2 protein-coding genes are annotated in these 3657 nt (G+C 42.2%); both read left to right on the top strand.

The window, feature by feature from the left end:
• Positions 1–1280: 1280 nt before the first annotated feature.
• Positions 1281–1556 (top strand): DUF485 domain-containing protein, encoded by a 276-nt coding sequence (locus Q8M98_03085; GenBank protein MDP3113739.1) that lies wholly within the window; start codon positions 1281–1283, stop codon positions 1554–1556.
• A gap of 3 nt (positions 1557–1559) precedes the next feature.
• On the top strand, positions 1560–3167 hold the full coding sequence (locus Q8M98_03080; GenBank protein MDP3113738.1) for a cation acetate symporter: 1608 nt from the start codon (positions 1560–1562) through the stop codon (positions 3165–3167).
• Positions 3168–3657: the final 490 nt, after the last annotated feature.

Raw genomic sequence — 3657 nt, 5'->3', positions numbered from 1 at the left:
CAAAATTTCATTAAACTTCATTGTTTTGATCACCAAAACCTGCAAATCGGGCACTATTATGTCCAAGTGGTTGACACTATACTCAGCGTAAAATCAAGATCAAAAATCCGTAATGATATACGCAATACACCGATATGGATTTCATAAGGCAGAATTTATAACATTGGAAGTGTATCTGTTTTGGCATTTGCAGATTTCAGTGACCCTAATTGCAGATTTCACTGACTCTTTTCAATTGGTGATTAAAATTGAAGATTCAAGTGAGGGTTTATACATATTATAAACCGTCACTAAAAACTTCAAACTTTCACCACTTGGACAAATTGCATAATCAACGGAATGCTAATTAGATACAAATCTGAAGCGCTTGCACTTGGACATTGATAATCTACCCTTATTTCTGCATGTTTTATCATTACAAACTTCAAATTCATACACTATCAGCCCACTTGGACATTTTCCCTTACATCAGCCTTAAAACCTCATAGTATTCGTATCCTACTGAGCATTAAATTATTTACTTGCTTCTTTCGTGTCTCATATTCCTCAACGATGCCACTTGGACTTGGACATTTGAAGTTTTGGTGATCAAATTTGAAGAATTAAGTGAGGGTTTGCAACTAGAAACTTCAAACTTTCACCACTTGGACAAATTGCTTAATAAACTGAATGCTAACCAGATACACATTTACTGAGATAGCACTTGGACATAGACACTCTGCTATAATTTCAGCATTTTTTATCATTACAAACTTCAAATTCATACATTTTTAACCCACTTGGACATTTCCCTTGAATCGATTGTAAAATACTCACAGTGTTCGTATCCTACTGAGCATTATACTCTTTACTTGCTGCATTCGGGTATCAAATCCATTGACGATGCCACTTGGACTTGGACATTTGAAGTTTTGATGATCAAATTTGAAGTTTTAAGTGAGGGTTTATACTTGTCACGCGACATCGGTCTCGTTCTTTGCGTTGAAGTGCGAGACACAGAAAAAAACTTGACAGGAAGTCGAGTTTGGTTTTCGTGGAATGCCATGAAATTATTGATGGATCTCAATGGAAACTATATAGATTGTGCGAAGCGAAGACCTGTTCTGCCATGGGTGGACAGCTCTTCAAAAACTAAATGTGAAACAATGAGTTGAAAATAACATCAACACTTGCACCCTACTGATGATTGAAGAGAATTAGCTGTAGCTAAAGTGCAGTGTTGATACAAGCGATAGTCCAATATAAAAATTGCCATTTACAAGTCATGAAGGGAGATAATCATGAAAAAACATGAACCGAAACAAACAAGAGAACACGCACCAGTTTATGATAAGCTACTGCACAGAAAGAAGCGGAAATATTCTTTTTTAATGCTTCTTATCTTTGCCGTGGTCTATTTTTTTGCCGCCATAATTGCCACTGCAGAGCTTAAAGACATTGCAGCAGTGGATATTATGGGACTGCCATTAGCGTTTTACGTCGGGACGCTCGTCTTTGTCGCAGGTGTTATTATCACGCGTATATATCTGGTAAGATCAATGAAGGATTGGAATTAAACTGTGGAAAACTTGATTGCAGTAATTATTGTCGTGGGAAGTATCATTGTTTCGCTTATCATCAGCTTTCTAAGCGTAAAGTCCACAAAGACCACCAAAGACTTTTATGTTGCCGGTGGTAAAATATCTTGGAAACTCAACGGAGCAGCTATGTTCGGCGATTATTGCAGTGCTGCAAGTTTTCTTGGCGTTGCCGGCGCGGTTGCGTTGTACGGAATTGATGGATGGTGGCTTGCATTAGGTTTTTTCAGTGCTTGGATAGTGATCCTGCTCGTGCTTGCAGGACCATTGAAAAAAGCAGGAAAATTCACAGTTGGCGACATACTTTCCTCAAGATTCAGCGGCAATAGTATCAAGGTACTTGCGATGCTTACAACAGCTATTATCGGCACGCTCTATCTGGTGCCGCAAATAGTGGGAGCAGGTCATCTGTTTAACCTTTTGCTTGGATGGAATTATCTGACAACTGTCTTTCTCTCAGGTGGTTTTATCGCTTTGATGGTCGTTGTCGGAGGAATGAAAGGAACTACTATCAACCAGGCAATTCAGGGTGGAATACTTCTTGCAGCTATGCTATTCCTCTTATTTGCAGCAGCACTACTATATTATAATGGAAATCCTCTAAACATGATCTCAGAGGCTACAAAAGTTGTCCCGCCCAAAATAGCCATGGACGTCGCTGCTGATGTAATTGCGGCAGCTCCCAAGGAAACCGTAAAAGATGCCGTTGCTTTAACGGTAGCGGTTAGAAATGCCGCGCCTGATGCACCAAGCGCACTGACACCCGGTATAGATGTCAAGGGTATCTGGAATCAGCTTAGTCTCGCACTTGGACTCTTGCTTGGCACTGCAGGTCTGCCCCACATCCTGATCCGGTTTTTTACCGTGAAAAGCTCAAAAGACGCCCAGAAGGGCGCGGAAATGACGATTGTCGGACTTGCCATCTTTTACTTTTCAGTCCTGTTTGTAGGGCTTGCGGCAATGAAGGTAATGTATCCAACGCTGATAAGTCTGGTAAGCTCAGGCGAGATTGGTAAAGCCACAAATATGGCAGTGCCCCTCTTGGGCAAGCAGATCGGCGGCGAGGTTCTCCTGGGCATAATAGCGGCTGGGGCGATGGCAGCAATGCTCAGCACTTCCGTTGGTCTTCTCATCTCCATGACCACCAGCATTTCGCACGATTTGTACGCCGGCATTTTGAGACCCCATAGCAGCGATAAAGAGCGCGTTCGCTTTGCGAAGATTGGAACCGTCGTTTTCGCCTTACTTGCAATTCTGGCGTCAATATGGCTTAAAAATCAGAATGTCGCTGTTTTGGTCGGTATGGTCTTTGGAATCGCCGCAAGCACATTTGCTCCAATAGTTCTCCTCACTTTGTGGTGGAAGAAACTATCCAAAAAGGGTGTGCTTTGGGGACTTTCTATCGGATTGATCCTGTCGTTGATCTTTACTTTTGCAAAGTTTCTTAATATCCCTTATATTTATGGAATTAAAGTACTTATCAACCCCGCACTTTACGTGTCGCCGATAGTCTTTGCCGTCACCATCTTTGTAAGCCTTCAGACAAAGGATAAGGGGCATGCCGAAAAGTTTATGGCGATGACCCACTGATAATAGTCTATCTCATAATGAGGGTGTGGTTTCAATACCACACCCTTTTTTTGTTCGTCAAATCATTTAGCAGAACGGGGTGGGTGATGGATCCAAAGCATTGCCAACGGCTCCACTGAAATCGGCATGTTTTGGCATGTTTCTCACGATCTGTTCCCACGATCCACCCACGATCCGTTCCCACGATCCGCTTGGAATTTCGGCAAGCTGCGCTACATCCAAAGTGTTAATCAAGCCTTAATCAAGCCTTAATCAAGCGTTAGTTTTATTACGCTTGATTAACGCTTGATTAAGGCTTGATTAACGCAGTCAAGTGAGAGAGCGGTGTAGCGCAGCATGCCGATGCTGCTACAATGTGTCACCCAAAGTTTCAAATGCGTATCACCTGTCACAGTGGTCTTAAGGCTTTGATTGGTGGAGAGATATATAGGACTGGCTATGGAAACTGTCACAGTGCCTTTTGGACGTTTCTGGACGTCTTTGTGTCACC

The organism is Candidatus Cloacimonadaceae bacterium, assembly GCA_030693415.1.
GTDB lineage: Bacteria > Cloacimonadota > Cloacimonadia > Cloacimonadales > Cloacimonadaceae > JAUYAR01.
Note: the sequence above shows the minus strand (reverse complement) of the source record. Positions and strands in the feature narration are given on the sequence as shown.

Bases quoted from the DNA above. Each gene is read 5' to 3' on its own strand.
- Q8M98_03085 (MDP3113739.1), top strand. From the start codon at position 1,281: ATGAAAAAACATGAACCGAAACAAACAAGAGAACACGCACCAGTTTAT.